The sequence below is a fragment of the uncultured Ruegeria sp. genome (genome assembly GCF_947504215.1).
GTDB lineage: Bacteria > Pseudomonadota > Alphaproteobacteria > Rhodobacterales > Rhodobacteraceae > Ruegeria.
The window spans coordinates 93,265-119,513 of sequence record NZ_CANNGO010000014.1; the positions used below are offsets into that span (position 1 = coordinate 93,265).

A 26,249-nucleotide genomic window follows, 5' to 3' on the forward strand; every position below is an offset into this window, starting at 1 on the left:
GAAACGACAGAAGCGGCCTCATCAGGTGTCACACCAGATGAGGCCGCTGCCAGAATCTCTCTAATCAGCCGGGGTCTTGGCCCGGTTTACTCCGGATCAGTGCTGTAAATCAGGCGTTCGTCACACGGGGCAACGCGCAAGATATTTGTCGAACCGGGCACGTTGAAAGGCACACCTGCTGTCACAACGATCTGATCGGTTTCGGTGGCAAATCCACCCGCGCGGGCTGCGCGGGCTGCGTTCACAACGGCACTTTTGAACCGCTCCAGCTCGGGCGTCATCACGCAGTTGCAGCCCCAACTGAGGCACAATCTACGCGCCGTGCCTTTTTGTGAGGTCATGGCGATGATCGGCACACCGGGCCGTTCGCGCGCGGTCAGCGACGCCGTTGTCCCGCTTTGGGTAAAACAGCAGATAGCCTTGATGTCAGTTTTCTCGGCAATTTCACGGGCCGCTGCAACGATACCATCAGCAACTGTGGTTCCTTTGGCACTACGCGAGGCGGCGATGATCTGGGTATAGGTCGGGTCGGCCTCAACCTCGATCGCAACCTTGTTCATGGTCTGCACAGCCTCAATCGGATAGGAACCGGCGGCAGATTCGGCACTGAGCATGATGGCGTCTGTGCCCTCGTAGATGGCGGTTGCCACATCCGAGACCTCGGCCCTTGTGGGCATTGGGCTTTCAATCATGCTTTCAAGCATCTGCGTAGCGACGATCACGGGTTTGGCCGCACCGCGACAACGGCGAACCAAACGTTTCTGGATTGGTGGAACCGCTGAAACTGGCAGTTCAACACCAAGATCGCCCCGGGCGACCATGATCCCGTCTGACGCGTCGAGGATATCGTCGAACGCTTCGACCGCAGCGGGTTTTTCGATCTTGGAAAGAATAGCAGCGCGGCCATCGGCCAGTGCGCGCGCTTCGAACACATCCTTTGCACGCTGAACAAAGCTCAGCGCGAGCCAGTCAACGCCCAGTTGGCAGACAAATTCCAGATCGCCACGATCCTTGGCTGAAAGTGCTGCCAGCGGCAACACGACATCCGGAACGTTCACGCCCTTGCGGTTCGATATCGTGCCACCGACTTCTACGCTGCAATTGGCAAAGTCCTGACCGCACTCGTGCACAAACAGGCGTATCTTGCCATCATTCACCAGCAGGCGTGACCCGGGCTCAAGTGCTGCAAATATCTCGGGGTGTGGCAGACAAACGCGGGTTCCGTCCCCTGCTGCTGGATCCAGATCCAGACGAAAGGATGCGCCCTCTTCCAGCTCTTCCGCATCCGCGGCGAAAACACCCACACGCAGCTTGGGTCCCTGAAGATCAGCCAGAATGGCGATCGGGCTATCAAGATCCTTTTCGACTTGCCGAATAATCCGATGCCGTTCGCGGATTTCATCGTGACTGCCATGGCTCATGTTCAGACGAAACACATCGGCACCCGCCTCGTGCAAAGCGCGGATGGTGTCGTAATCATTAGACGCCGGTCCCAGCGTCGCCACGATTTTTACATTTCTCAGGCGTCGCATTGGTAGTTGCTCTCCTAGATCTCTCAATGTTACCGCAAACAGCGTTAGGGTGCTTATTGCGCAATTCCCTTTCTGAGGCAACTGCACTACACCTGCGACAAACTTGATGACAGGCACATGACGTACACCCCCTTCTTTATGCACGGCGAGGATCGCCCGTCCCGCTGGCTGATCACATGCGACCATGCAACAAACATGGTTCCCCCGGAAATCAACGGCGGAGATCTGGGCTTGCCCCGCGAAGATATGGAGCGTCACATCGCTTATGATGTCGGGGCCTACGAGGTTTCGAAACATCTGGGCGAGATCCTGAACGCCCCAGTGATTGCCGCCAATTTCTCACGCCTCGTCATTGATCCGAACCGCGGCGAGGATGATCCGACGCTGTTGATGAAACTCTATGATGGGTCGATCATTCCGGGCAACCGCCGCGCCGATGCTGTCGAGCGTGAGCGACGTCTGAACATGTGCTACCGCCCCTATCATCAGGCTTTGGAACGCATGGCTGCCCTGCCCCATGCTGTGATCGTGTCCATGCACTCATTCACGCGGCAACTTCGTGGACGTGAGCCGCGCCCCTGGCATGTGGGTGTCCTGCACACCCCGGACAAGCGGTTCGCGGATCCGCTGATCAACCGATTAGAGGCCGAAGGTGATCTGTGTGTTGGCGTGAACGAGCCTTATACGGGCGTGCTGCCCGGTGATGCGATAGACAGGCATTGCACAGTGCACGGGCGTCCCAACGCGCTGATTGAATTGCGCAATGATCTGATTGCGGATCACCATGGGCAACGCGAATGGGCGGAGCGACTGGCAAAGATTCTGCAAGACGCTCTGGCAGATAGCTGCCTGTGACATAAGGGCCAGCAACGCCCGTTTTAAGCCTCAAACTATTGTGAGACAGGCCGACAACTCCCACATTATTGGGACGAAGGAGGCAAAGATGACACAGGAATTCCTGACAACGGCTTTCGGCTGGATGACCGTTCTCAACATTGCCGTTTTGCTGTTTAGCACCCTGATGATCCTGATCATGCAGGACTGGATCGCCGGCATCCACGGGCGCATGTTTCAGATGGAGCGCGCGGATGTCAAAAAGGCCTATTTTCGATATTTGGCAAACTACAAGATCCTGATTATCGTATTCTGCCTGATGCCATGGCTGGCGCTGCACCTTGCATAAGGTATTTGCCGGCAATCGCCATCGGTCATAAGCGCGGTATCATTGTAACACAGCCTGAGGCTTGCTAGGTCACTCGAAACCAATACGCCAACAACTCGGAGCCCAACCATGGATCAGCAAACCGAAATCGAACTTCAGGCCGCTGCCTTCCGCCGGTTGCAAAAACACCTGATGCAGGACCGAACGGATGTGCAAAACATCGATATGATGAACCTGACCGGTTTCTGCCGAAACTGCCTGTCGCGCTGGTATCAGGAAGCGGCCAACGAAAAAGGCATCGAGATGGGCAAAGATGAGGCCCGTCAGGTTTTCTACGGCATGACGATGGATGAGTGGAAAGATAATTATCAAACTGAAGCCAGCCCCGAGAAAAAGGCCGAATTCGACGTCGCGTTTGAAGAAAACGTAGGTAAGAAGGATTAGTTGGCCGGTTTGATATGTCGAAAGCCCGCCGGTCTGGCGGGCTTTTTACGTTTTGCCGTCAGATTGCGGCTTTACGGCTTTCGTCCAGGTAAATCTCACGCAGACGTTTGGCGATCCGACCCGGCGTTCCGTCGCCCAGCTGTACACCGTCAATTTCGACCACTGGCATCACAAACGCGCTGGCCGAGGTGGTGAAGGCCTCGTCAGCCTCTTTTGCCTCATCAATGGTGAACAGGCGCTCTTCGATTTCCATCTGTGCTTCAGCCGCCATGCGCAGTACTGCCTTGCGGGTGATTCCGTGCAGGATGTCAGTTGACAATGGGCGAGTGACAATCTTGCCGTTTTTGACGAAGTAAGCGTTATTACTGGTGCCTTCGGTCACATAGCCATCTTCGATCATCCACGCATCATCCGCGCCAGCCTTTTTCGCCATCATCTTGCCCATCGATGGGTACAGCAACTGCACCGTTTTGATATCGCGGCGACCCCACCGAATGTCGTCAATTGAAATGATCTTGGCGCCTTTACGGGAGGCTGGGCTATCCGCCAATCCTGGTTTGTTCTGAGTGAACAAAACGATGGTTGGTTTGGTGTCATCCGCCGGGAATACAAAATCCCGATCGCCGTCGCTTCCGCGCGTGACCTGAAGGTAAATCAACCCCTCTTCGATGTCATTCAGCTCTACCAACTTGCGGTGAATAATGAGCAGATCCTCCTTGCTGCAAGGGGCAGCCATATCCAATTCATCCAAAGACCGTTTAAGCCGTACCGCATGGCCTTCAAAGTCGATCAGCTTTCCATCCAGAACGCTGGTCACTTCGTAGACGGCATCCGCCATCAGAAAACCTCGATCAAAGATCGAAATCTTCGCCTCGGTTTCCGGCAAATACTCGCCATTCACATAAACGGTGCGGGTCATGTCTTCTCTCCTCAACCCCAGAGCGCCACTTCGGGTGGGTGCACTCCGGCGTCATCAAAAGTCAGCGGGGTGTTGCGGTCTTCGGCCAACAGAAGCGGGCCGTCAAGGTCCGTTACCATCGCACCCTGCGCCAGCAATGTCGCAGGCGCCATGGCCAGCGAGCTACCGACCATGCAGCCAACCATGACGCTATACCCTTCGGCCAGCGCTGCCTCGCGCAGTTGCAGCGCCTCGGTCAGACCGCCGGTTTTGTCCAGCTTGATGTTGACCACATCGTATTTGCCCGTGAGCGCCGGAAGGCTTGACCGGTCGTGACAGGATTCGTCTGCACAAACGGGCACCGGACGCTCCATCCCGATCAGCGCATCGTCGTCCCCAGCAGGCAGAGGTTGCTCGACCAATGCAACGCCAAGCCGCACCAGATGAGGGGCCAGATCGGCATAAACCTCGGCCGACCAGCCTTCGTTGGCATCGATTATGATGGTTGCATTTGGGGCGCCGGCCCGCACGGCCTCAAGCCTGGGCATGTCATCAGGTGTTCCCAACTTGATCTTCAGCAATGGGCGATGGGCGTTTTGGGCAGCCTGAGCGCGCATCGCCTCGGGTGTGTCTAAAGAAAGGGTGTAAGCCGTGATCTCGGGGGTTGGTACCGGAAGGCCTGCCAGTTCCCAGACGCGTTGGCCTGCTTGTTTGCATTCCAGATCCCACAGCGCGCAATCGACCGCATTGCGGGCGGCGCCTGCAGGCAGCAAACCCATCAGACTGTCGCGCGTGAAATCTGCGGGCAGACCTGCGATCTCGGCCTCAACCGAAGCCAGCGTTTCATCGTAGCGGGCATAGGGAACACACTCGCCCCATCCCTGATGCGTGCCGTCCGACAGACGCACCGTCAGAACTTCGGCCTGCGTACGTGACCCGCGGGAAATGGTAAAAACCTGCGCCAACCGGAATACATCCCGCGAAACATCAACTTGCATGCTTGTTCCCTTGTCTGCCTCATTGGGCGCCCCGCGACCCTCACATTGGGCACGTGGCATCCGAACCTCTTAAAGTGCCGCCAACGCGTCGACCAGCTTGCCCGAGCCAAAACGGAAAGGATCAGTCGCAGGCAGACCCATTTCTTCCTCAACCCTAGTCAGATATGCACTCGCATCTGCTTCGCTCATGTGCTGAGTGTTGACCGAGATGCCAACGACCTGACACTCCGGGTTTGCAACCTTTGCCAGTGCCAACGCTGTATCCCGAAGAGTTGCAAGCGACGGCAACTGATAGGTTGGCAGTCCGCGCATGTGTTCACGGGTCGGCTCATGGGACAGGATCAATGCGTCCGGCTGACCTCCGTGGATCAGCGCCATAGTCACGCCAGAATAAGACACATGGAACAAGGACCCCTGCCCTTCGATCAGGTCCCAGTGGTCGTCGTCATTGTCCGGTGTCAGCCATTCGACTGAACCGGCCATGAAGTCCGCGATCACCGCGTCCAATGGAACACCGTCACCAGTGATCAGAATGCCGGTCTGACCAGTGGCGCGGAAGGTGGACTTCATACCTCGCTTACGCATCTCGGCATCCATTGCCATGGCGGTGTACATCTTACCAACCGAGCAATCGGTGCCCACGGCAAGACAGCGCTTACCTTTGCGTTTGATGCCATTAGCGATCGGATATTCGACTTCGGGCACACGGACATCGTGCAATTTGCGACCGGTGGCCTCGGCAACGGCGACTAGATCCGGTTCGTCACGCAGCAAGTTATGCAAGCCGGACGCCAGATCAAAACCTTCCTCCAGCGCCATCACCAGAACCTTTTTCCATTCCTGGCTGATCACACCACCACGGTTGGCCACCCCGATGACGAGCGTCTTGGCACCTGAGTCACGCGCCTCGGCCAAAGTCATGTCGGTCAGGCCCAGATCCGCTTTGCACCCGTCCATCCGGTATTGCCCTACGGCGTTTTCCGGGCGCCAATCCTTAATGCCTATAGCCACTTTGGCTGCCAATTGGTCGGGCGCATCGCCCAAAAACAGCAGATACGGTGTCTCGATCATTGCGGTGCACTCCTTTGATTCTGCCATAAGCTAGAGAAGCAACAAGACGAGCGTTTCGCGTTTTAGTTGGCCGCCTTGTATACGCACGCAGTATTCTTGCGCATTTTTGTGAATCGACGCGAAAATCTTCGAAGTTTCCAAACTGATCAAACTTTCATCGCTCGTTTCCAGCTTATCGACGTATATTCTGCGCTTGCATTGCCGCACTTGCACAATGATGCTTGCGCTACTCTGCGCAATTTAATACCTCATTGAGCAAGAAAATCGTAATTTCATTACTCACGTGAGGTCCAGATGAGTTTCCGCATCCAACCCGCCGCACCGGCTCGGCCCAATCGCTGCCAGTTGTTTGGCCCCGGTTCGAACACAAAGCTGTTCCCTAAGATGGCGGCATCAGCCGCGGATGTGATCAATCTGGATCTTGAGGACTCGGTGGCCCCGTCGGACAAGGATACCGCGCGCGCCAATGTGATCGAGGCGCTGAACACCGTCGATTGGGGCGACAAATACATGTCCGTTCGCATCAACGGGTTGGACACGCCTTATTGGTACCGCGACGTGGTCGACGTGCTGGAACAAGCCGGGGATCGTCTGGATCAGATCATGATCCCAAAGGTTGGTTGTGCGGCAGATGTCTATGCAGTTGACGCGCTGGTCACAGCGATCGAACGCGCCAAGGGGCGGACCAAACCGATCTCGTTCGAGGTCATCATCGAATCCGCAGCCGGCGTTGCGCATGTCGAGGAAATCGCTGCTTCATCCCCCCGGATGCAAGCGATGAGCCTGGGGGCCGCGGATTTTGCCGCTTCGATGGGCATGCAGACCACAGGCATCGGCGGCACACAGGAAAACTACTACATGCTGCGCGAAGGCGAAAAACACTGGTCCGATCCGTGGCATTGGGCGCAGGCTGCAATCGTCGCCGCGTGTCGCACACATGGCGTGCTGCCGGTCGACGGCCCGTTCGGGGATTTCTCGGATGACGACGGGTACATCGCACAGGCCAAACGGTCCGCAACGCTGGGCATGGTCGGAAAATGGGCCATTCACCCCAAACAAATCGCGCTGGCCAATCAGGTTTTCACCCCAACAGATGAGGCCGTTTCAGAGGCCCGTGAAATCCTGGCCGCGATGGAACAAGCCAAAGCGAATGGTGAAGGCGCAACAGTCTACAAAGGCCGACTGGTCGACATCGCGTCGATCAAGCAGGCCGAGGTTATCGTTGCTCAGGCGGAACTGATCGCATCGAACGGCTAATAGCCGTAAGAACCCAAATCAAAGGCGCCTGTATGGCGCCTTTGATTGTTTCTAGTCGACCGTCTTTTCGGGTCAGCGGCCAAACACATCGTTCGGCGTCCAGGTGAAGCGTTCGCCCTGCTTACCCCATTTCATCATCAGGCAAGATGACCCGTATTTCTGGAAATACTTAATCTTCAATGGGTACCAACCCGCCTGCGGAACTTCGACCTCGGTCCGTTGATTGGCTTCGCACGGCTGACGCCCGTTCACATATCCAATCTGCTGGCCACCGACCCACGCTTCAAGCCCATCATTTGACCATGTCTCCAACTCATAGACGCCAGCAGAGTCGAAACGAATGTATCCGGAAATGTCGGCGGCAACGTTGTAGGCCTTGCCAAACGTCAGAACAGGGTCACCATCTTCAGTATCGCGATAGTCCAGGCCCTTCAAAGGCGGCCCCGCTTTTGCCTTCTTCAAAAGGTGGTCCACTTTGGACAGGTTCTGAATTTTCCGAGGGGGATTTCCCTCCCACGCGTATTTCACATCCAGCCCTGCCTTGGGGCTGGGCTGCGGGCTTGCAGGTTGCAATTTCAGAGGGGCTGCAACGGCAGCTCCGGCGATAAGCGCAATGGCAAACGCCATCGCCCCGGTTCGAACGTAGTTCATATTTGTCTCCCTGTGCGCGCCTTATTTTGGGATTAGCCCCGTTGGCAACGTCCTTGGGATGACACTAGGACGTGATTTTTTACCCTGCAAGAGCGTGAAAGTTCACAATTTCACCGTCAGGTCCGCAAATCCTTGGGTGATCCCATAACCACATAAGACGTAATTGAGGTGACATGCGGCAAGGTTCCCAGCACCTCGGTATGGAACGTTTTGTAAGATGGCAGGTCGGCACATTCGACCCGCAGCAGATATTCGATGGTGCCCGTGATGTTATGACACTCGATAACCTCAGGCGCCTGTTGCAGCGCGCGTTCGAAGCCTTCTTGAGCCGCTTTGGTGTGCTCTCCCAGACCAACGCCGATATAGGCGACAAACCCAACACCCAGTGCCGCCGGGTTCAAAACCGCCCGGTAGCCGGTAATGACACCAGCCCGCTCAAGCTCTTGCACACGGCGCAGACAGGCAGATGGGGACAGACCGACGCGATCTGCAAGTTCCAGATTGCTGATACGCCCATCCAAAGAAAGCTCACGCAATATTTCTTGGTTTATTCGATCAGTTTTCGCCATTAGTTGCAGCAAATATGCATAAGCGCACGAAAACGCAATTTCATTTGCCCCCAAAGCGGCAATTATCCGCAACATGACTTATGACATATTGCTGGCCCTGATCACTTTTGCCTTCGTGTCCTCGATCACGCCGGGTCCGAACAATCTGATGTTGATGGCCTCAGGCGCAAATTTTGGGTTCCGGCGAACAATCCCGCATATGCTGGGAATTGGTCTGGGGTTTACCTTCATGGTTTTGCTTGTCGGCACCGGTATGGTTCAGGTGTTCGACCGGTATCCCATCAGCTACACCGTCCTTAAATTCGCATCGGTTGCCTATCTGCTCTATCTCGCCTGGAAGATCGCACATGCCGCACCGGCGCAGGGACAAGATCCGTCAGGCACACCAATGACTTTTCTGCAGGCCGCTGTCTTTCAATGGGTCAATCCAAAGGCTTGGGCGATGGCGTTGACAGCGACAACGGCTTACACACCTGATCAGACGTTGAATGCAATTGTGGTCGTCGCGCTGGTGTTTGGTGCGATCAACTTACCATCCGTCAGCACGTGGACGTTGCTGGGGCAGCAGATGGCGCGGATCTTGACCAACCCGCGCCGGTTGCTGGTGTTCAATTGGACCATGGCAGCGTTGCTTGTGGCCTCGCTCTACCCGGTCCTCTGGCCAAGCTAGATCACTTCAGCGGCAGGCAGATTTCGGTCAGCAGTTCTTCTGGTGGGGTTTCACGGGGGTCGTTCAGGTAGATCTCGTAACACGGTTGATCTGCCGGTTCTTCACCCGATTCCGGAAGCCAGTTGCCAAACAAGCTGTGGTAGGCGGCGTGAAGGCCGGAATACGGTCCTTTGAACGTCAGCACTGCCGTTTTCCCACCCGGTATCTTAAGGTCATCCATTCCTTCAGGTGTCTGATCTCCTCGGTATTCGGCCCCCGCAAAGCTGCGCAGCTGATCTTCGGGCACCGTATCAGGGCTGTCGAGGTACAGGCCAATCACCGGGCCCACCTTGGACCACAATTCGCGCGACTCGCACAGGGCGCTAAAGGCCTCAAAGCTCTTGCCGATTTCGCCATAGGCCCCTTTGTGCGGCAGGGCGACAACGCGACGTGCGGGTTCGGTACGTGTTGTAACGGGATGCATTGGATATTCTCCGGTTTTGAAATGAGGGTTGGCTGGCAGAAACTGCCCGGCCTTGCGAAAGGCTGTGGGGCTTCTGCCGTAGGCCTCGGAAAAGGCCCGCGCAAAAGACTTTAGATTGGGATAACCAACCTCGACCGCGATCTGTGCAACTGGCTTGTCCGATTGCACCAGCCAGATGGCGGCGCGGTGCAACCGCAAGCGCCGCACGGATTGCGCACAGGTTTCACCGGTGAGCGCGCGAAAAACACGATGCCAGTGAAACCGCGACATGGCTGCGACATCCGCCAGCGTGTCCAAAGACAGGTCACCTGCTGGGTTGTCATGGATATAGGCCAATACGCGCAATACGCGGTCTTCATAGCTTGTGGCCATAAGGATATCCCTTTCGTCTGCTTGCCCTACCGAGTTCGCATATTCCCAACCCACAAATCTTGCTGAGTTGCATCCCGGGCGACCTTTGGTCATATAGCAGGGAACTTCCGCGTTGAGAGGCGTCATGACCCAGTATCTGGATTTCGAAAAACCGCTGGCCGAGATCGAAGGCAAAGCCGAAGAATTGCGTGCGCTGGCCCGCGCCAATGAAGAGATGGACGTGGCCGAAGAAGCAGCTGCGCTGGATACCAAGGCCGCCAAACTGCTGGACGAGCTTTATGCAGAACTGACCCCCTGGCGGAAATGTCAGGTAGCGCGTCACCCTGAGCGCCCGCATTGCAACAACTATGTTGATGCGCTTTTCACTGAGTTTACCCCGTTAGCGGGCGACCGAAACTTTGCTGACGATCTGGCGGTGATCGGTGGTCTGGCGCGGTTCAACGATCAGCCCGTCATGGTGATCGGGCACGAAAAGGGCTCGGACACAAAGTCGCGGATCGAACGCAACTTTGGCATGGCGCGGCCCGAAGGGTACCGCAAGGCTGTACGCCTGATGGAAATGGCGGGGCGCTTTGGCTTGCCGGTGATCACTCTGATTGACACAGCAGGCGCGTATCCGGGCAAAGGTGCCGAAGAACGCGGCCAGTCCGAAGCCATCGCACGGTCGACGGAGATGTGCCTGAAGATTGGTGTGCCTCTGGTTTCCGTGATTATCGGTGAAGGCGGGTCGGGTGGCGCGGTCGCATTTGCCACAGCCAACCGCGTCGCGATGCTGGAGCATTCAGTGTACTCGGTGATTTCACCTGAAGGCTGCGCCTCGATCCTGTGGAAGGATTCGGAGAAGATGCGCGAGGCGGCCGAAGCGCTGCGTCTGACTGCTCAGGACCTTTACAAGCTAGGCGTTTGTGACCGGATCATCACCGAACCCAAAGGCGGCGCCCATCGGGACCGTGAAGCAACGGTTGAATCGGTACGGGCCGCTATCGCTGCAATGCTGAAAGAGCTGGACGGCAAGGATTCGGCGGCCCTGATCAAGGACCGCCGTCAGAAGTTTCTGGATATCGGCTCAAAAGGGTTGGCGGCTTAAACCGTCAACCACCCAGCTGGCGCAGCAGCGTAACAGACGGGTCTCCGGTCACCGGCAAACCATTGGCCCGCTGATACGCGCTGATCGCGGCTTCGGTGTTTTTACCAATCACACCATCCGCACCTTGCGTGTCATATCCTGCCGACGTCAGGCGGCGCTGAAGGTCCTTGCGATCTTCCAGCGTCAGGCCGGTGGCATCTGGTCCGAATGAGGCCTGAAACGGCGCACCACCCGCAATCCGGTCTGACAAATGCCCAACGCCAATCGCGTAGCTGTCCGAGTTGTTATAGCGCTTTATCACCTGAAAGTTGCGGAACACGGCAATCCGTGGTCCCGGTGTCTGTGGCTGCAGAACGGCCACCGGTGTACCGGATACTGTTCCGGCCTCTCCACCCCAGGGTTGTCCGCGCACCCAACCGGCGCGCGACAGGTACGCAGCTGTCGAAGCCAGTGAATCCGTCGGGTCATCTGACCAGATATCCCTGCGCCCGTCCCCGGTGAAGTCCACGGCATAGGCCAGGTAAGAGGTTGGGATGAACTGGGTGTGCCCCATGGCTCCGGCCCAGCTGCCGGTCATGTTGGCAGGTGTCGTATCGCCATTCTGCAGAATTTTCATCGCCGCGACCAACTGGCTTTCAAAGAACTGACCACGCCGCCCGTCATAGGCCAAGGTCGACAGCGCCGAGACCACAGGAACGTCACCACGTCGCTCGCCATAGCGGCTTTCAAGCCCCCAGACGGCGACGACCACTTCTTTGTCGACGCCATACTGCGACTCAATCTGCGACAAAACGGGGCCATAGCGTTGCAGCATCTGCTGACCGGTACTGATGCGTTCATCCGAGGCTGCGATCGCAAGATAGTCTTCCAGCGAGCGTTTGAATTCGACCTGATTGCGGTCACGCTCGATCACATCAGGCAGATACCCTGCCCCGACGAAAGCGCGGTCGATCGTGGTCTGGGAAATTCCCTGAGAGACAGCACGCCCTTTGAAATTTGTTACCCACGCATCCCAACCTGTGTCGGGAACCGGTCGCATGCGCGATGCTGGCGCGCTCGATGGCACTCCGCCACCTGTACAGGCGGCCAGCAGTGTTGACCCAAGCCCGATAGAAAAGGTCCGTCGATTGATCATGACTGTAATCTGCTCTTGTTTGTGATTTGCCTCAGCGTAACGCAGTCGGCTTTCTCAGACCAGAACTGTGCGCATTGCCTTGCAGCCGGTTGGCAGGTCGGCAACAAGCCGCTCAACTCACCAAAAGACGCAGACCTTGGGTCACATCCGAGCGCACGGCCAACCGCAGCCCTGGCTCGTCTCCGGCCTTGAGCGCAGCGATAATCAGTTTGTGATAATGAGGAGGCTCGGTGCGTCTGAGCCGCCCGTACAACGCGCGCATCGTGGGGCCCAGTTGCAACCACACCGTCTCGGCAATCGCCAACATTGCTGGGGCCTGCGCACGCAGATAAAGCGTCCGGTGGAATTCCAGATTGGCGCGAATGTATCCAACCGCATCGCGCTTGGTCACCATCTCAGCCACGTTCATGTTGATGCTCTGCAACCGGTCGATCAAAGCAATGTGCGCGCGTGGCAAAGCCCGGCTGGCCAGTTCAACCTCGAGAAGCGCTCGCAGCGCGGCCAGTTCCTCGATCCGGTCATTTGTAAGCTCGGGAGTCGACACGCGTCCAGATGATGACAAGAACAGCGCCCCTTCGGCGGATAAGCGGCGCACAGCTTCGCGCGCCGGCGTCATCGACACTCCGAATTCCTTGCCGATGCCACGCAACGTCAGCGCCTGGCCCGGGGCAATCTCGCCATGCATAATGCGTGATCGAAGGGCGCGATACACCCGGTCATGAGTGGCTGGCTGGCTGTCAGTTGGACGTGTACTTAACATAGCCCCATGTGATCACAAAAACCTTTGGGGTCAACTGGGCGATGCATCAAACCTGTAGCGATGCAATTCTGCCCCATTATCCCGCAACCATCGACGCTGCTTTTCGTAAGGGCCAAATATTCGCTCGACCTGCGACCAAAATGCGGGCGAATGGTTCATTTCAGCCAGATGTGCCACCTCATGTGCCGCCACATAGTGCAAGACCTCTGGCGGCGCGAGGATCAATCGCCATGAGAACATAAGTCCGCCTTGCGAACTGCAAGACCCCCACCGAGACCGCGTATCACGAAGGCTCAGGCTGGTATATGAACGACCCAGAATCGCCGCATAGTCATCGCAGGCTCCGGTCAATCGATCCCGCGCAAGTTCTTTCAAAAACCGAGCCAATCGACGCGGCTCAGCCCCGGCAGGAACGGCGACCGCATGGGGCTGCAACAACACCCGTCGGCCGGACGTGGGAACGATTCGGCGGTCAGACCCTTCAACTGGGATCGTCAGTCCGATTTGAACCTCTGCGAGAACTGGCTGTTCTTGTAGGTGCTGCCTTATCCATTCTTCCTTGGTGCGCGCAAAACTCAGCGCCTCAGACTCGGGGACACCTTGCGGATAAGTCAGGGTAACCCGCCCATCCAATTGGGAAATCCGCAAACTGATACGCCGCGCACGCGCTGATTTTCGCAATGTCAGCGGCACAGGAGGCGTCCCCGGCAATGCGTGATCTTCCATATTGCAATTTCTCCTGCGCAAAGGCTTTGACAGTGCCCGCCGCCTGTGGCAGGTGAGCTGAATCATTTAGACGACACACCTGATATCAAGGGGATTTGACATGCCCAAGGAAGAATGGGGCGTAAAGCGTGTTTGCCCGACCACCGGTAAGCGATTTTACGACCTGAACAAAGACCCGATCATCAGCCCCTACACCGGCGATGTCGTGGAGCTTGAAACCGGCAAAAGCCGCATGATTGCGGCAGATGCCGAAGACGCTGCGTCGGCCAAGGCGCGCAAGGAAACATCCGAAGAAGAAGTGACTCTTGAAGAGGATGATACCGTCGATGTCGAACTCGACGACGATCTTCTGGACGATGATGATGACGGCAACGATGATGTATCGTTGGACGAGATCACCGACATCGCGGCAGAAGACGAAAGCTAAATTCGGTACGAGGCGGCCGCGGCCGCCTCGTACCAACTAGCGGCCAACGCAAGCGGAAACTTTTCTCGCAAATCCAATTTTGGACTTGAACTCAACCGCGTCGTCTCATAAACGTCCGCCCACCGCCGATGCGGTACCAGTATGGGGCCTTAGCTCAGTTGGGAGAGCGCTTGCATGGCATGCAAGAGGTCAGGGGTTCGACTCCCCTAGGCTCCACCAAAACCTAATAGAATAACTCAAAAGCAACCATCAGAGCCGCGTGACACACAGGTGTGACACAAAATGAAGCTGCATGCGCGTCTTTCGCTGTCCAGACACGGCATCTACTACTCCCGTTGCCACTGCCCGACACAAGACCAAAACCCCACAAAAGACCAAACGCCTCACGTAGGACCCTTCGGGTGTCATTGCGTACGAGATGCCCTGAAGAGGTTGATCCTCTGGCATGGCATCTTCCAGAGTGCGGCGAAACGCCAACTACCCAATTAAAAGCATCAGGCATGAACCACGGCGAACTGCGCGCAAAGATGTATGAGCACTTCAAGAATAACTAAAAAAGCGAAGGCGCGCTGGGATGAACTCGGCCGCTATGCCGAGCTTGAGAAAGAGCGCATGTATACCTCAATCCACCTCTATGAGATGGGTAACGATGGACCTGTCCCATACTGATGCCGCTCCGAGTGCTCTTTAGTCAGGGCCCTAAGTTTGCGACACACCCGATCCTTAGTGCGCTTACTCAATAAAGGTCCTGTTAAGCCGGTCTTTGATTGGCTGTGTCAGATAGTCAATCACGGCCCGTTCCCCAGTATTAACAAACAAGTCAGCAGGCATACCCGGAACCAGTTCCAACGCAGCGACGGCCACGGGTTGGTGGTCGTCCAATTTGACCCGCGCTTTGAAAAACGGCTCTCCAGTGCGCTCGTCTTCCAGCGCGTCGGCAGAGATGTCAAATATCTGCCCGTTGGCTTCTGGGATGTCGGCTGTCGCAAAGGCGGACAATCGCACCCTAGCCGACTGACCAATCTGCAGTTTGTCAATATCACTTGTTTGAACCCTCGCCTCGACAATCAGACTTTGACCGTCAGGGACAATGTCCATGATGTGTTCGCCGGGGCGAACAACTCCACCAATGGTAGATGTAATCAAGTTGACGATGCGGCCTCTTGCGGGAGCTAATACTACGGCCCGTTTTCGGCGTTCCAGTGTGCCAAAGTATTGCGGAGTAACAGTATCTAGCTGCGCCTGTACCACAGCCAGTTCACCAGCGATAACTTCGTCGCGGAGTTTCCGTTGACTGACCAGGGCCAGTGTTAATTCATGTACCTGGCTTTCTGCCTGTGCAATCTGCGTGCGCAGCGAGGCATCAACACCGCTAAGGCGTTGCAGTTCAATTTGTCTGGAACTAACCCGGGTAGCAGCGACCAGCCCCTTTTCCAGAAGGGATTGCAGGTTCGACAACTCGGTCCGGGTGATATCGATCTGATTTTGTGTCGCATTGCGCTGCTCACTTAAGCCCGCAATCTGAGCCCGCAAACCCGAAATACGTTGCGCGTTGATCTCGGCTTCGGTTTGTCGGGCGCGGGCTTCTGCATCAAACAATTGTTTCTGTGTCAGATAAGCAGGATACCAGTGCAAGCGGTCCATACCCTCACGGTACGCCGTCAGACCGTCAGCTTCATCGAACTGAACTTGTCGTCTCATTTGGGCCAAAAGACGCGCGCGACGCACTGATAATTCACCCAACTGACTACCCAATACGCTCAGGTCCACGTCGATATCCGTGCTGTCGAGCTGGACCAAAGGTTGTCCTTTCTCAACAAACTCGCCGTCGCTGACCAGAATGGATCGTATGATGCCGCCATCCAAGTGTTCGACCGTTTTGCGATCGCCCTTTACCACGAACGAGGCAGGCGCAACCACAGCGCCATCCAGTTTCGAGGCAAAGGCCCAATATGCGCTGCCGCCGACAAACGCCATCAAAGTGAAAAGCCCGAACAAGACATACCGTCCAATGCCAGAAGAGGCGTCCGTGACCTCGTTCAACTGACCTTCATTCATGTATAGTGCGTTGCGCGACTGAGAATGTTGAACCAGATGTGTCATTGAGCTGCTCCACTGATCTGAGTTTTATCGGCAAGACGCGCGACAGGTTCGGGCGCGTTTGCTTTGACTGGTTTGTCCAGCACGTTGCGGCGGTTGACCTTCAGTACTTCTTCTTTGTTGCCAAACTGGGTTTGAGCCCCATTGCGCATCACCATCACTTTGTTGGCTGCTTGCAATGTTGCCGGACGATGGGTCATGACGACGGCAATTGCCCCGCGCGCTTTTGCCGCCAGGATTGCGTTGCGAAGAGCCTGCTCGCCGTCGGCGTCAAGATCCGAGTTCGGCTCATCCAGAACCAGAACGAATGGATCACCGTAAAGCGCACGCGCCAAACCCAGCCGCTGCCGTTGACCGCCGGACAGAAAGAAACCTTTACCTATGTGGGTCTCATACCCATCGGGAAGCCCGCTTATTAACTCGTGAACGCCTGCTTCCCGTGCGGCGCGTAGCACTTCGGCGTCATCAATTGCGGTTGAGAAACGGCCGATGTTTTCGCGGATTGTCCCGTCAAACAAATCTACATCCTGTGGCAGATAGCCGATCTGCTTACCCAGATCCTCATGGTTCCATTTGGACATCGGGCTGCCGTCCAGCAAAACTTCACCGCGCTGTGGAAACCAGATGCCGGCCAGCATCTTGCCCAGCGTGGTTTTACCAGACCCGCTGTGACCGATGACGGCCAGAACATCGCCAGCCCTCAGGTCGAAATCAATCGAACGGACTGTGGCAGTGATGGCGCGCGGCGGTCCAGCCTGCGTGATTCTGACGTCGAGCGACTTGAACGCGCGGGGTAAATGCAAATTCGTGGGGGCGTCCGCAAACTCTTCTGTCAAGGCTTTGATCTTAGCGTAAGAGCCCCGCGCAGCCAAAAAAGTCCGCCACTGACCAATCAGCTGATCAATCGGTGATAGCGCGCGGGCCAAAACGATAGTTGCCGCAATCATGACGCCTGCGGTTGTTTCCCCGGTTATGGCAAGCGCAGCGCCCAAGCCGAGGATAGCAGATTGCAACCCCATTCGAACGGTCTTGGACATAACCGAAAACCCTGCGATCCGATCAGCAGCGCGGGTCTTGTGCTGATGGGCTTCGGCTTGCAAAGCAACCCAGCGCCGCACCAGATCAGATTTCATACCAAGCGCCTGCACCAGCTCTGCGTTCCGGTCACTAGTATTGAACAGCGCATCCGATCGACCACGGGCCGTCGACGCCTGTTGCATAGGCGCGCGGGCGCGGGCGTTGTTGATTAGCGCCATGATTGTCAGCGTGACAGCTCCGGCCACACCCAGCAGGCCGAGAAAGGGATGCAGAACATAGAGGACGAGCAGGTAGATCGGAATCCACGGCGCATCAAAAAAGGCGGTTAGGGTCGTGCCTGAAATGAACTCGCGAAATCCGTTGATGTCTTCCACCAAATTTTCGCCCGGTTCGCTTTCACCTTGTACGCGACGACGCATCGCAGCCCCAAGGACCGGCGCGCCAACACCCATCTCGAACCGGGCAGCCAGGCGGCCAAGGATGCGCATCCGCATTAGGTCAAGACACGCAATAACAACAAAAACACCTGCCAGAAGGACAGACAGGGCAATCAGCGTATCAACGTTCTGGCTGGTCAGCACCCGATCATAGACCTGCAGCATGTAAAGCGGCCCGGCCAACATCAAAAGATTTAGAAAAAGGCTAAAGAAGGCGACCGCAACAAAGCCTTTGCGCAGCGAAGCCCAGGCGGATTTGACAGGATTAGAGTTCTGTAACATTTGACGACCCTTTCCGGGAAAGCAAACGGGGCGACTTACGCCGCCCCGTTGTTGATCGATTACACTACAAAGTCATCGTCGGTCAGATCCGCCCTGTTCACGCCGGAAAGCCGAACCGAGCCTTCATCGCCGAAGGTGATCAGGGCATCGTTGCCGTCCTGAGCGACATTCACGTTACTGTCGAAATCCGGACCAAAGTCACCGAACTGAAGCTGGTCGAGACCGACTTCGAAATCCTGAATGACATCGTCGCCAAAACCGACAGCAAAGACAAAGGTGTCGGCGCCAGCACCACCGATCAGGACGTCATTGCCACCCTCACCGTTCAGTACGTCATCACCGGCCTGACCGTTCAAGGTATTGGACCCCGAGTTGCCAGACAGCACATCATTGCCGCCGTTTGGGCTAGCGGCGTTGTTCGAGCCGTTGATGTTCTCGAACCCAAACACCTGATCCAGAGTGGCTCCGTCCGGTGCGTTGATCGTAGCGACACCATCGCCTTCTTCGTCGAGATCCAGAACAACACCTGGTCCTGCGGTGAACAGTGCCGTATCGATACCTTCACCACCGATGATGACGTCAGCACCACCGAACGAGTGGATCGAGTCGTTGCCCGCACCACCGTCTAGGACGTTGAACTCGTTGTTGCCCAGGATCAGGTCATCGCCGCTAGAGCCAACTACGTTTTCAAAGTCATCGACTTCTGCAACGATCTGACCGCCCACGATGATGGCGCCATCCTGCGGACCCTCATCGCCATTGCCAGCCGGGTTCGGCGCAGGGCCGCTCAGGTCCAGATCAACAGTGACTCCGTCAAAACCAGACACGTCGATCGTATCGTTGTCGTCGGATCCGATGACCCGCTCGATCGACTGTAGAATGTCTGTATCGATCTGGTTGTCGATGACATCCGGACCGATGACACCGATTCCACCCACTGCATCCACATCCAGTGTGGCCCCCGCATCCACCAGCGTGTCCTGTATAACCGGACCATTGGCGCCGGCCGGTGCATTGTGTAAATGGATGGCTGAAACAACACCCGGGATCGGAGTGTTCAGATCGGCCTCGTTCAGACCCACGACGCTTAGCTCGCTGGAATAGGTGACTTCACCCGTTGCCAGGTTCTGAGTGATCACAACGGTTGCATCGCCCGTTGCTCTGCTGTCCGAGGTCGGTCCAGGTTCCTGTGACGCGTCCAGGCCACCACTGAGCGTTACGGTACGAATGCCTTGCTCGGTAACGTCGCCGTCGACCAGCAACTGCCCACGGATTTCGCCGCCGGGGAAGTCTGAAGTGTGGATGTTGTAGTACAGGTTGCCCTGAACGGCCTGCTCCACGAAGGCAGCTCCGTCGGCGATGTTCGAACCGAACTGATCCGGTGCCGTAACTAGCGCATCCACCACCGAGACGTTGAAGCCCGTGTCGCGTGAGGCGGTGCCGTTGCCGTTGGCGTCCAGACGGACATCGACCGCAACATCCAGATCCGAGAAGTCAGCAGTGTCGATGCCATCACCACCGTTGATGAAGTCATTGCCCAAACCACCGGTCAGAACGTTGTCCGCATCACCTGCGATCAGAACGTCATCGCCAGCACCTCCGACGATATCTCCGTTGGTGGTGCCCAGATCAACAAAGATGTCATCGCCATCGCTCAGCAGAACAGTGCCGTTGATGACACCTTCGTCATCGTTGACAATGGTCACGGAACCAGCATCCGAGGCATCAATCGCATTGAATGTGCCGCGGATCTCACCTTCGTTCAGGACCGCACCCAGAAGATTCAGCCCGCCGTCGACACGCAGACCCGCTGCGGCCTCCGAAGTCTCGGAACCCGCGATCAGCCCCTCGTTAACGACAACACCGGCAAAAGATGCATCATCCTGGCTGGTAAAAAGGCGCAGACCGTCGCCGACCTGATTGCCTTCTATCGCGTCGCCACGGCCCTGCAGGGTACCTTCGTTCAGAACGGCAGCCGACACCACATCACCTGACACGTCGCCGGTTTGCAGCGAAACGGCTGAGCCGTTGTTACCTTCGCCTGCGTCGACCAGACCGGTGTTGGAGAATGTGTAGTTGTCAGCGGTGCCGTCGGCATAGACGGTGCCGTTGCGCTGGTTACCGGTGCCCAGAATTGTACCTTCGTTGACAACCTCAAGACCTTCACCATCGATGTTCACAGCACGGCTGTCCGAAGTCACCGTGCCGCGGTTCACGAAGGAACCCCCAATATGATCACCGGTGCCAAAATAGACACCATTCTGACCACCCGCGAAGACGCCGGTTTCTTCGTTGACCAACTGGCCCTGGAAATTGACGTTGTTCACTGCGCGGAATGCACCAACAGTTCCGTTCGCCCCTTCGGACGTGACCGAGCCTGTGTTGATGATCGTGCCAGTGAAGGATGCAGGCGCAAAACCACCGCCCTCCGAACGGACACCTTCCAGACGAATACCGTCACCTGCGGTACCAAGCGCGGCGCCAGCGTTGCCCCGACCGGCAATAGAACCGGCGTTGGTGATTTCGACTTCGCCGTTGCCGTCTGCGGCCAGCGACAACGAGACACCAGCGCCATCGTTGTGCTCACCGGCATCAATCGAACCTGTCGCTAGGTTATTGATTGAATAGTCGCTCGCTGTGTCGTCGGCATAGTCAGTACCATTGCGTTGATCGCCTGTGCCTAGGATGTCGCCTCCGTTGACGACATCCACGCCCGTGCCGTCGATATTCAGCGCACGGCTGCCCGACTGGATGGTACCAAAGTTCAGCACGTCCAGTTCATGTTCACCATTGCCGATATACAGACCATTACGGGGGCCTTCGATCACACCAGTCGAGGTGTTTAGAATCTCGCCTTCGGCACTGGCGCCGTCCGCGATACGAATACCTGCCGCTGTACCCTGATTGCTTTCGGTTGAAATCAAGCCGCTGTTGATGATTTCGGTTTCCAGGATGGTACCTTCGGCGCCATCATCGATGCGAATACCATCACCTGCCAGCGATGTGTTCGCCGCCGCCTGGCCACGACCCTGAATGGTTGCACCAAACCCGTTGAAGACGTCGGTTTCTACCCGGTCAGCAACCTCGTCACCAACCTGCAGCGAGATACCGGCGCCCTGATTGCCTTCACCAGCGTCAATCGTTCCGCCTGCGAAGTTCGAAATTGAAACATCCTCAGCCGTACTGTTTGTGTAGATCGTTCCGTTGCGCTGATCACCAGTGCCGATGATGTCACCAAAGTTACGAACATCGATGCCCTGACCCTGAATGTCCACCGCACGGCTGTCCGAGTTGATCACTCCGCCGCGGAAATTGTCCAGACTCCCCGAGCTTTCGGGGCCTGCAAACTGCACACCATTGAATTCGCCCGCAATCTCACCGAAATTGCGCACAGAGGCGCCGCCCTGTACCTGAACACCAGTCGCCAGAGCGTCGGGCCCATTGTTGGCCTCGATCCTTCCAGAACGGAAGTTGAAGATATCAACGTCGTCGCCCTGTGCCTGAACAGCGGCGACCGCGTTGTTGGTAGTGATTTCGCCGAAATTCAGCAAACGGGCAAAGTCGTTTGCCAGAACAAAAGCAGGGGTATCGTCTATTACCGTGTTTTGGAAAAAACTGTTTAGAAGAGTTTGGCCGTCGCGAGTTGTCTCTTGCGCCAAAGATGACGTGGTCAAAAGACGAGCACGCAGACTTTCTAAAAACTGGGACAGCATGGGTCACTCCGTCAGGTATGTTGCGTTGTGAAGGTGGCTCGTTGCTTCGGGCTACCAACGCTTCAAAGGAGTATGTCGCGCTTCAACTCACTTAAAATTCATCCTGCAAATCGAGCGTATAACCAAAACAAATACTCACGAAACCCGTGACACCGCATACAGACAACCCCAACAAATCAGGGCGTTTTTCAACGGCAACTCTTTGGCTTCCCCGTATTCACTTACGTAAACTGACAAACTTGTCAGCGAAAGTGAGCGGCAAATCCCTCGGATTTCATCTGCCGGTCTTTAGAAGACATGCTTCGGATCATATTTTTTCGGACAAAGGTTACTCCTGCTTCAAACAGTGAATTGTGCAACCGATGAACATCAGAGACTTGGAATACGTCCTTTCGATCGCCAAATTCGGCCAGTTCAGTCAGGCTGCGATCGCTTGCAATGTGTCACAACCAGCGTTGTCAAACCAAATTAAGAAGCTGGAAAAGGAGCTAGGTACCGAAATTTTCTTGCGGCTAAATAATGAAGTTCGACCAACAGCATGCGGGGCTAGGGTCGTTGAAATTGCAGGTCGTATTTTGAACGATGCGCAAAAAATCCGCGATACAGCAACCGAGTTTCGCGATCCTGAAGCAGTACCTTTCAAAATTGGAATGACGCCGACCCTCGCGCCGTACCTGACTCAATATTTTTCGGAATTGTTCAACACGCTGTTTCCGAGCATGCGGGTTACGATGATTGAAGACCTTCCGCAAAACATGTTGCGAATGGTCGAAGATCACACGCTTGACATGGCACTGGTCGCGAAAGTCAATAATAGCGAGGCGTTGGACTTCACCTCGATATGGTCCGAGCCACTGTTTTTGGCAATGCGCGAAGGGCACCCATTGTGCAGGCTGCCCTCGATAGCACCTGAGGACGTGCCAGAATATGATTTCATACGCTTGCCCCACAGTTTCGGCTATGAGCTTGAAGATCGGCTTCCCAGACAAGATGCTTCGATCCGTGTCACCAAACGATTCGATCTGACCGCGTTACGGTTCGAAACGATCTGCCGACATATTTGCCACTCCGATGACTGTACGATCGTTTCTGCGTTGGCTGTTGAGCAATTCAAGCGAGATAGATGGCCTTTGTGTTTTGTCCCGTTTGATAGCCCAGGAAACCTGCGAAACCTTGGTGCAGCGACACGGCCCAATTGCCCTCGAAAACCGTTGCTAGCCAGAATTGGGGCATACATTAATCAAAACCCTCCTAAAGGGGTGGAGCCAAGTTACGCGCAGAAAAAATGAAAATCACAGCTCTTTCGCCCAGATTACCATTCTAGGCTGCTCACCCAACTGGCATTTCGAAAGCAGTTCGTATAGCGACGTGCTTGAATTTGACCGGAGCAGACCGTGGCTATCTCATTCAAAGAAGACGATTTTCCGAAAGAAGTCGTTTCACACGCGGTCTTCTTCCACACGCGTGGGGTGTTTCATACCGGAACCTGGAAGAAGTCTTGGCAGTACTTGGCATGAGTCTTGAGCATGGAACGCTGAACCGCTGGGAAGTCGACACGCGGATCTGGTGGCTAAAGCTACCCAATGTCGAAAGCGCGCCTCAGATTTTTCATGACGCATGGATGAGATATCTGCGCAAAGTTTAGGGTGACCCGGTTTAGCTTTACCGAGCCATCAACAAATACGGCAAGCGTCGCTACAAGTGCCGTAATAGGTTCGAGAGTGTGTTTGGACGCCTGAATGATTGGCGTCGTGTCGCACGCAGTATGATAGATGCCTAAAGGTGTTCGTCTCGGCCATCGCACTCGCAGCAATATCTTGTTTTGCCTGTAATTTAATGGATCTGGAGTATAGGCTAAGTCCAAATTTTGCGGACTTCTTGTGATGTATTTTTTTTTGACAGAGTTAGTTGCACGTTGCAGAGTTCAGTTGCCTGAAATTTCCCGTGCGGAGGGGCTTTGTGAACGCAACCTTCAGTAAGACACAGTCGCTAGCTCCAACTTCCATCATAGCTTCGTTATTGTCTTTCCTCTTCACCAGCAGTGCTTGGTCCGACACTGTGGTGCCGCAAATCATGCTGACCGATAACGTTGTTGAACGGATTGAGACCAGAAGAACAACAGATGCGGTTCTCGCTTCGGCATACGAAGCTTTGCTTGCAAGCGCTGATGCCCATTTGGATCAGCCTACAATTGTGGAAGCGCTCAGATCGGATACCTCAGAACTGCGGCAGAGCTTTGTTGGTTTTGATCAGAAACCGGTTGAGCGGTTGACAACAATGGGAATGGCGTGGCGTCTGACCGGCGACAAACGCTATGCGGATCGAGCCAGACTGGAGCTTTTGCAACTTGCAGATTTGGAGACGTGGTACCCGGAAAACTTTCTGGGCTTGAGTAGGGTCACGTTGGCGGTTGCGCTTGGCTACAGTTGGATCAGTGAAACTCTGGATGACGGTGATCATGCGGCAATCAAGTCAGCATTGGTCAACAAGGCGTTGAACGAAGCTGCTGGGATCTATGAGCTGGACACGGCTTACTTTGATAAAGGCTGGGTTGTCCCGCAGCGTTGGGTGCATCCGACCCCGATCCCAAGCTCTTTGCCTGACGGCACGGCAACGGCGGATATCACCTGGCCTGTTGCATCCTTTAACTGGAACATCATCTGCAATACCGGAATGATCGTTGCGGCCCTTGCCGTTTCAGAAGCTGAGCCAGAATTGGCGAAGCAGATCATCGAAAGTGCTCAGATATCGCTTCGCAATGGGTTTGCGATGTTTGCCCCAGATGGAGCGTGGCCGGAAGGTCCAATGTATGGCGCGTTGGCTGCGCGGGACGCGGCCATCGCGATCACGTCTTTGGAAACCGTGCTCGGGCACGATTTTGATTTGTCCAAATCAGACGGGATGGCGAATTTTGGCGACTATCTTACTCATGTGACCGGGCCGACCGGCTTGTTATTCAACTACGGCGACAGCGACACAAACACTGATCTGGTCGCGTTGACCTGGCTTGCGTCGCGCTTTAACCGACCCGATTACAGTCGGCGGACCGCCGGTTCCAAACCCGTTTCACACGTTGCGCTGGATCTGATCTGGCGGCAAAACTCTGAGGAAAGACCTATCGACGGGCGACAAAACTCGTTCTGGTTCGGTGGGCTTGGACTTGTGATGATGCGATCCGCATGGGATGATCCAAAAGCGACATATGTCGGCTTCAAGGCCGGACCGCTACGCAGTCATCACAACAACCTTGATGCGGGAACATTTGTTCTTGAGACAAACGGAGTGAGATGGGCGACTGATCTTGGGATCGGAAACTACCATTTGCCCGGATATTTCACCAACAAACGCTTTGACTATTATCGCACGGCGACAATCGGTCAGAACACACTGGTCTTTGGCTCTGCAAACCAGCAAACAACTGGTCGCGCCCAGATTGAAGAGTTTGGGCAGTTCCCCGATTTCAACTTCACGATAGCGGACCTTTCTGAACCGTATGGCAGGCCCGTGGGCACCGTACGGCGTGGCATAGCCTTGATCGAAGGAAGTGCAGTTCTGATTCAAGACGAAATCGAAGGAAATCAAGCAGATCCGGTATTCTGGACCATGCATACCGAAGCGCAGGTTAGCATCGATGGGCAAACTGCGATCCTGCGAAAGGATGGGCAGGAATTACGAGCACGCGTTCTTTCACCGCCTGAGGCCCTTTTTACTTTACGTTCTGCAGACCCTTGCAAAACACCATATAACTCGGACTGCGCCAACCAGAACCCAAATTCTGGCGTCGGCAGATTGATGATTGATCTGCAGGCTCAGGACTCGGGCGCGTCGCAAACAATCGCTGTTTGGTTTGACAGCGCCGGGGGCACAGCTGACAACACGATCATCCCACTGAGCGACTGGCGACTGCATGCCACTCTGTCGCAACCTGACCCAATAGAATAGACCCGTATTCGGGATGCCTTGTCGTCATCTGAAACGTCGTTTGGATCACAATTCTGGAGCCATAACCACTCCGTTGGTCATAGAGCGCGGGTGTAGATTACGAACGTACCCACGAGACATCTTCTCCAAGCTCCAATTTGGATGAGGAGGATGTAATCGACGACAAAGGACCAGCCAGAGATATGTCGTAAGTGGTGTTCGTGAGCACGCTGCGCAGACCGGATCGGTGAGTAAGGAACGCCGGTAGTTCGGAATTGGGAGCGACGGTTTCTATCGCTGGCGGCATCTGTATGACAGCCACGGCGAAGCCGGCTTGATCAACAAGCGATCCGTCCCGCATATGGGCTCGTCGCGACTGTTTACGTATGTCTGTTGCAAGCCCGCCACACCGCTTTTCCGCATCCGTTTGCTTCCACAGTGCTTCCGGTGTGGATGACGGAACGCACAAATCCGCCCTTCGGCGGCCTGTTCGACACTGTGTTCGACTGTAGTGGTTTCGGGGAGTAGGATTTGAA

General features: G+C 55.8%; 22 protein-coding genes, 1 tRNA gene and 1 pseudogene. 11 read left to right on the top strand and 13 right to left on the bottom strand.

Annotation, left to right across the window (positions count from 1 at the left end; translation table 11 throughout):
- Nucleotides 1-86: 86 nt before the first annotated feature.
- The gene (gene pyk / locus Q1B21_RS19565; RefSeq protein WP_299892344.1) at nt 87-1,532 is read right to left on the bottom strand and encodes a pyruvate kinase; all 1,446 of its coding nucleotides are present in this window, start codon (nt 1,530-1,532) and stop codon (nt 87-89) included.
- Nucleotides 1,533-1,649: 117 nt separating this feature from the next.
- Between pyk and Q1B21_RS19570 the strand changes: the two genes are divergently transcribed.
- The 3 genes from Q1B21_RS19570 to Q1B21_RS19580 all read left to right on the top strand — a co-directional run bounded on the left by Q1B21_RS19570 (nt 1,650) and on the right by Q1B21_RS19580 (nt 3,138).
- The gene (locus Q1B21_RS19570) at nt 1,650-2,387 is read left to right on the top strand and encodes an N-formylglutamate amidohydrolase (RefSeq protein ID WP_299892346.1); all 738 of its coding nucleotides are present in this window, start codon (nt 1,650-1,652) and stop codon (nt 2,385-2,387) included.
- Between the two features lie 88 nt (nt 2,388-2,475).
- Nucleotides 2,476-2,715, top strand: coding sequence for a DUF6868 family protein (locus Q1B21_RS19575; protein WP_298937165.1), 240 nt, complete (start codon nt 2,476-2,478; stop codon nt 2,713-2,715).
- 108 nt (nt 2,716-2,823) lie between these two features.
- Entirely contained in the window at nt 2,824-3,138 is a 315-nt protein-coding gene (locus Q1B21_RS19580) for a DUF1244 domain-containing protein (protein ID WP_298937166.1), read from the top strand.
- A 58-nt stretch (nt 3,139-3,196) separates the two neighbouring features.
- Here Q1B21_RS19580 and Q1B21_RS19585 read toward each other — a convergent pair whose 3' ends face one another.
- From Q1B21_RS19585 to dgcN, 3 genes are all read right to left on the bottom strand, one after another.
- On the bottom strand, nt 3,197-4,057 hold the full coding sequence (locus Q1B21_RS19585; protein WP_299083651.1) for a D-amino-acid transaminase: 861 nt from the start codon (nt 4,055-4,057) through the stop codon (nt 3,197-3,199).
- 11 nt (nt 4,058-4,068) lie between these two features.
- Entirely contained in the window at nt 4,069-5,034 is a 966-nt protein-coding gene (dgcA, locus tag Q1B21_RS19590; RefSeq protein ID WP_299892349.1) for an N-acetyl-D-Glu racemase DgcA, read from the bottom strand.
- Between the two features lie 69 nt (nt 5,035-5,103).
- Entirely contained in the window at nt 5,104-6,105 is a 1,002-nt protein-coding gene (gene dgcN, locus Q1B21_RS19595; protein ID WP_299892352.1) for an N-acetyltransferase DgcN, read from the bottom strand.
- A gap of 294 nt (nt 6,106-6,399) precedes the next feature.
- Between dgcN and Q1B21_RS19600 the strand changes: the two genes are divergently transcribed.
- Nucleotides 6,400-7,362 carry an L-malyl-CoA/beta-methylmalyl-CoA lyase gene (locus Q1B21_RS19600; protein WP_299892355.1) on the top strand — a complete coding sequence of 321 codons (963 nt, stop codon included), beginning with the start codon at nt 6,400-6,402 and terminating at the stop codon, nt 7,360-7,362.
- 72 nt (nt 7,363-7,434) lie between these two features.
- Here the strand turns inward: Q1B21_RS19600 and Q1B21_RS19605 are convergent, their stop codons facing one another.
- Nucleotides 7,435-8,013 (bottom strand): PA14 domain-containing protein, encoded by a 579-nt coding sequence (locus Q1B21_RS19605; protein WP_299892358.1) that lies wholly within the window; start codon nt 8,011-8,013, stop codon nt 7,435-7,437.
- 116 nt (nt 8,014-8,129) lie between these two features.
- Nucleotides 8,130-8,582 carry an Lrp/AsnC family transcriptional regulator gene (locus tag Q1B21_RS19610; RefSeq protein WP_366525418.1) on the bottom strand — a complete coding sequence of 151 codons (453 nt, stop codon included), beginning with the start codon at nt 8,580-8,582 and terminating at the stop codon, nt 8,130-8,132.
- A gap of 73 nt (nt 8,583-8,655) precedes the next feature.
- Between Q1B21_RS19610 and Q1B21_RS19615 the strand changes: the two genes are divergently transcribed.
- Nucleotides 8,656-9,252 (top strand): LysE family translocator, encoded by a 597-nt coding sequence (locus tag Q1B21_RS19615; RefSeq protein WP_299892364.1) that lies wholly within the window; start codon nt 8,656-8,658, stop codon nt 9,250-9,252.
- 1 nt (nt 9,253) lies between these two features.
- On the opposite strand, the gene Q1B21_RS19620 is transcribed toward Q1B21_RS19615, so the two are convergent.
- On the bottom strand, nt 9,254-10,087 hold the full coding sequence (locus Q1B21_RS19620) for a GyrI-like domain-containing protein (protein ID WP_299892367.1): 834 nt from the start codon (nt 10,085-10,087) through the stop codon (nt 9,254-9,256).
- A 124-nt stretch (nt 10,088-10,211) separates the two neighbouring features.
- Between Q1B21_RS19620 and Q1B21_RS19625 the strand changes: the two genes are divergently transcribed.
- On the top strand, nt 10,212-11,174 hold the full coding sequence (locus Q1B21_RS19625) for an acetyl-CoA carboxylase carboxyltransferase subunit alpha (RefSeq protein WP_298937174.1): 963 nt from the start codon (nt 10,212-10,214) through the stop codon (nt 11,172-11,174).
- 4 nt (nt 11,175-11,178) lie between these two features.
- On the opposite strand, the gene Q1B21_RS19630 is transcribed toward Q1B21_RS19625, so the two are convergent.
- From Q1B21_RS19630 to Q1B21_RS19640, 3 genes are all read right to left on the bottom strand, one after another.
- The gene (locus Q1B21_RS19630) at nt 11,179-12,309 is read right to left on the bottom strand and encodes a lytic murein transglycosylase (RefSeq protein ID WP_299892371.1); all 1,131 of its coding nucleotides are present in this window, start codon (nt 12,307-12,309) and stop codon (nt 11,179-11,181) included.
- Between the two features lie 112 nt (nt 12,310-12,421).
- The gene (locus Q1B21_RS19635) at nt 12,422-13,069 is read right to left on the bottom strand and encodes a GntR family transcriptional regulator (protein ID WP_298937176.1); all 648 of its coding nucleotides are present in this window, start codon (nt 13,067-13,069) and stop codon (nt 12,422-12,424) included.
- 30 nt (nt 13,070-13,099) lie between these two features.
- Nucleotides 13,100-13,795 carry a M48 family metallopeptidase gene (locus Q1B21_RS19640; RefSeq protein ID WP_299892374.1) on the bottom strand — a complete coding sequence of 232 codons (696 nt, stop codon included), beginning with the start codon at nt 13,793-13,795 and terminating at the stop codon, nt 13,100-13,102.
- A 100-nt stretch (nt 13,796-13,895) separates the two neighbouring features.
- Between Q1B21_RS19640 and Q1B21_RS19645 the strand changes: the two genes are divergently transcribed.
- Both Q1B21_RS19645 and Q1B21_RS19650 read left to right on the top strand, forming a co-directional pair.
- Nucleotides 13,896-14,222: a TIGR02300 family protein gene (locus tag Q1B21_RS19645; RefSeq protein WP_298937178.1), complete on the top strand. Its 327-nt coding sequence runs from the start codon at nt 13,896-13,898 to the stop codon at nt 14,220-14,222.
- Between the two features lie 143 nt (nt 14,223-14,365).
- Nucleotides 14,366-14,441 (top strand) — tRNA-Ala (locus Q1B21_RS19650).
- 513 nt (nt 14,442-14,954) lie between these two features.
- Here the strand turns inward: Q1B21_RS19650 and Q1B21_RS19655 are convergent.
- The 3 genes from Q1B21_RS19655 to Q1B21_RS19665 are packed head-to-tail and all read right to left on the bottom strand — an operon-like array spanning nt 14,955 to nt 21,792.
- Nucleotides 14,955-16,325, bottom strand: a complete 1,371-nt coding sequence (locus Q1B21_RS19655; protein WP_299892378.1) for an HlyD family type I secretion periplasmic adaptor subunit — start codon at nt 16,323-16,325, stop codon at nt 14,955-14,957.
- Nucleotides 16,322-18,079 carry a type I secretion system permease/ATPase gene (locus Q1B21_RS19660; protein ID WP_299892381.1) on the bottom strand — a complete coding sequence of 586 codons (1,758 nt, stop codon included), beginning with the start codon at nt 18,077-18,079 and terminating at the stop codon, nt 16,322-16,324. Before Q1B21_RS19660 ends, Q1B21_RS19655 begins: the two co-directional genes overlap by 4 nt.
- A 59-nt stretch (nt 18,080-18,138) precedes the next feature.
- Complete coding sequence (locus Q1B21_RS19665; RefSeq protein WP_299892384.1) at nt 18,139-21,792, bottom strand: CHRD domain-containing protein; 3,654 nt, start codon at nt 21,790-21,792, stop codon at nt 18,139-18,141.
- A 362-nt stretch (nt 21,793-22,154) separates the two neighbouring features.
- Here Q1B21_RS19665 and Q1B21_RS19670 point away from each other — a divergent pair, with 362 nt between their 5' ends.
- From Q1B21_RS19670 to Q1B21_RS19680, 3 genes and pseudogenes are all read left to right on the top strand, one after another.
- Nucleotides 22,155-23,081: a LysR substrate-binding domain-containing protein gene (locus tag Q1B21_RS19670; protein WP_299892387.1), complete on the top strand. Its 927-nt coding sequence runs from the start codon at nt 22,155-22,157 to the stop codon at nt 23,079-23,081.
- 389 nt (nt 23,082-23,470) lie between these two features.
- A pseudogene (locus tag Q1B21_RS19675) lies at nt 23,471-23,676 on the top strand (hypothetical protein); the annotation flags it as partial.
- Between the two features lie 189 nt (nt 23,677-23,865).
- Complete coding sequence (locus tag Q1B21_RS19680) at nt 23,866-25,734, top strand: heparinase II/III family protein (RefSeq protein ID WP_299892390.1); 1,869 nt, start codon at nt 23,866-23,868, stop codon at nt 25,732-25,734.
- The last annotated feature ends 515 nt before the right edge of the window (nt 25,735-26,249 follow it).